Source organism: Pseudoalteromonas sp. Isolate6 (assembly GCF_022398435.1).
Classification (GTDB): domain Bacteria; phylum Pseudomonadota; class Gammaproteobacteria; order Enterobacterales; family Alteromonadaceae; genus Pseudoalteromonas; species Pseudoalteromonas galatheae.
Genome location: NZ_JAKEVK010000335.1, coordinates 1 through 2655, shown reverse-complemented (window position 1 = coordinate 2655; position 2655 = coordinate 1). Strand labels below are relative to the sequence as shown.

At 44.5% G+C, this 2655-nt stretch carries 1 protein-coding gene and 2 rRNA genes; all 3 read left to right on the top strand.

Features of this window, described 5'->3' with window-relative positions; all coding sequences use genetic code 11:
- Positions 1-370 (top strand): 23S ribosomal RNA (locus L1D50_RS22540); the annotation flags it as partial.
- A 117-nt stretch (positions 371-487) separates the two neighbouring features.
- Positions 488-601 (top strand): 5S ribosomal RNA (rrf, locus tag L1D50_RS22535).
- A 1341-nt stretch (positions 602-1942) separates the two neighbouring features.
- A complete protein-coding gene (lexA, locus tag L1D50_RS22530; protein ID WP_128725383.1) occupies positions 1943-2557 on the top strand; it encodes a transcriptional repressor LexA in 615 nt (204 codons plus the stop codon).
- Positions 2558-2655 lie beyond the last annotated feature (98 nt).

Sequence of the window (2655 nt, the reverse complement as noted above, 5' to 3'; positions counted from 1 at the left end):
GGTCCCAAGGGTATGGCTGTTCGCCATTTAAAGTGGTACGCGAGCTGGGTTTAGAACGTCGTGAGACAGTTCGGTCCCTATCTGCCGTGGGCGTTTGAGAATTGAGAGGGGCTGCTCCTAGTACGAGAGGACCGGAGTGGACGAACCGCTGGTGTTCGGGTTGTGATGCCAATTGCATTGCCCGGTAGCTACGTTCGGAACTGATAACCGCTGAAAGCATCTAAGCGGGAAGCAGGCCTCGAGATGAGTTCTCACTTTGACTTARAGTCAACTGAAGGGCCGTTGAAGACTACAACGTTGATAGGCGAGATGTGGAAGTGCTGTGAGGCATTAAGCTAACTCGTACTAATTACCCGAGAGGCTTAACCATACAACGCCAAAGTGGTTTATAAGCGACAGAAGTTAATAGACTRAAGTAGACARAAGAATTTAATMGCTTTTTCCAGATTTATATTAATGAAGGATACTTCATTAATGAACAGAATTTCCTGATGACYATAGCGTTTTGGAACCACCTGACCCCATGCCGAACTCAGAAGTGAAACAAAACAGCGTCGATGATAGTGTGGGCTTCCCATGTGAAAGTAGAACATCGTCAGGGCCTTATTAAAGAAACCCGTTGCAGCAATGCGACGGGTTTTTTGCTATTTGGGGCATAGAGATTTGAGATATAAAACCTCGCGAGGTAAACTCGCTCCTACCACAGCATCAGCACTGACCAGCGTGGTCGGAGGTGGTTTACCCACCGAGCTGTTGGGCTTCCCAAACAAAAAGAATAAAACATCCTACTTCGTAGCGAGCCAGGGCCTTATTAAAGATCGCGAGGTGAACTCGCTCCTACCACCACATCAGCACTGACCAGCGTGGTCGGAGGTGGTTTACCCGCCAAGCTGTTGGACTCCCCAAACAAAGAGAGTAAAACATCCTCATTCGTAGCGAGCCTGGGCCCAATTAAAGGTCGATTAACAGCATTTATCCATGGAGCTATTCGACATTAGTACCTCCATGTACGTCAAACCCGTTGCAGCAATGCCACCAGTTTTTTGCTTTTTGGGATTTAGAAGAGCTCGCAAAATCAACACATCGCGAGGTGAACTCGCTCCTACCACCACATCAGCATAGAGCAGTATGGTCGGAGGTGGTTTACCCGCCGAGCTATTAGGCTTCTCAAGCAAAAAGAATAAAACATCCTAGTTCGTAGCGAGCCAGGACCTTATTAAAGATCGTGAGGCAAGCTCGCTCCCGCCACATCAGCACTGAGCTGCATGGTCGGAGGTGGTTTACCCACCGAGCTGTTGGGCTTCCCAAACAAAAAGAATAAAACATACTACTTCGTAGCGAGCTAGGACCTCATTGAAGGTCGATTAACAGTATTCATCCATGGCTCTAATCGACATTAGTACCTCCATGTACGTCAAACCCGTTGCAGCAATGCGACGGGTTTTTTGCTATGTGGGATTTAAAAAGAACATATCACAAGCAATCAACACATCGCGAGGCAAGCTCGCTCCTACAACAGCATCAACACATCGCGAGGCAAGCTCGCTCCTACAACAGCATCAGCACTGAGCAGCATTGTGGGAGCGCCGATAGCTTGTAATGAAGAGAACACAGAGTCAGTCTTTGCTTGTTTTCGCTTACGCTTAATAGCAATTAGTCTTAATACGTGCTCAATTAGCAGGAACAAATCTGACGCTAATAGTGTTAAAAATTTCTCATTTAGAACAAATAAATAGAAAAGTTTCGCCTTGCCTAAATGGATGTAGGTACCTCGTTGATAGTGGATACAGTAGTGGTGTTATCTACAAGGTTTTCTCGCCTCAAAAATGGAGCGTGTAATTATGCTAATTGGTATAAAATATGTTGAATAAAGAAACATTTGCGATTTTTTTTGAGCTGTATATACTTACAGTAAATAAACCACTGTATGGAATACCAGTTAATGCGTCCTCTAACGAAACGACAAGAACAAATCTTTGAATTAATAAAAGTATTCATAAAAGATACTGGCATGCCTCCAACTCGTGCTGAAATAGCTGATGCTTTGGGTTTCAAGAGTGCAAACGCAGCAGAGGAGCACCTTAAAGCACTTGCTAAAAAGGGAGTTATTGAAATGGTCCCAGGAGCAAGTCGTGGAATTAGACTTGTTGAGGATGAACCTGAGCAACTAGGCTTACCTATTATTGGCCGTGTTGCAGCTGGAGAGCCGATACTGGCAGAGCAACATGTTGAAAGCCACTTTAATGTGGATGCCAGTTTTTTTAAACCGAATGCTGATTACCTTTTGAGAGTTAATGGTATGAGCATGAAAGATATTGGGATTATGGATGGTGATCTACTAGCGGTCCATAGCACTCAAGTGGCTGAGAATGGCCAAGTGATAGTTGCTCGTGTAGAAGAGGACGTGACTGTTAAGCGCTTAGAAAAGAAAGGAAAGAAAGTTCTCTTGCATGCTGAGAATGAGGAATTTAAAGCGATCGAAGTGGATCTAGAGCATCAAAATTTCTCTATTGAAGGATTAGCCGTAGGTGTGATCAGAAGCGCCGACTGGATGTAGTTTATGAGGGCGAGCGTAGCGTTAAATATCAAGTTGCGCTCGCTTTAACTATATATAGTGAAAAAAGTAATAATTAACTTTTCTAACTGTGTGAAAGG

Bases quoted from the DNA above. Each gene is read 5' to 3' on its own strand.
- lexA (WP_128725383.1), top strand. From the start codon at position 1,943: ATGCGTCCTCTAACGAAACGACAAGAACAAATCTTTGAATTAATAAAA.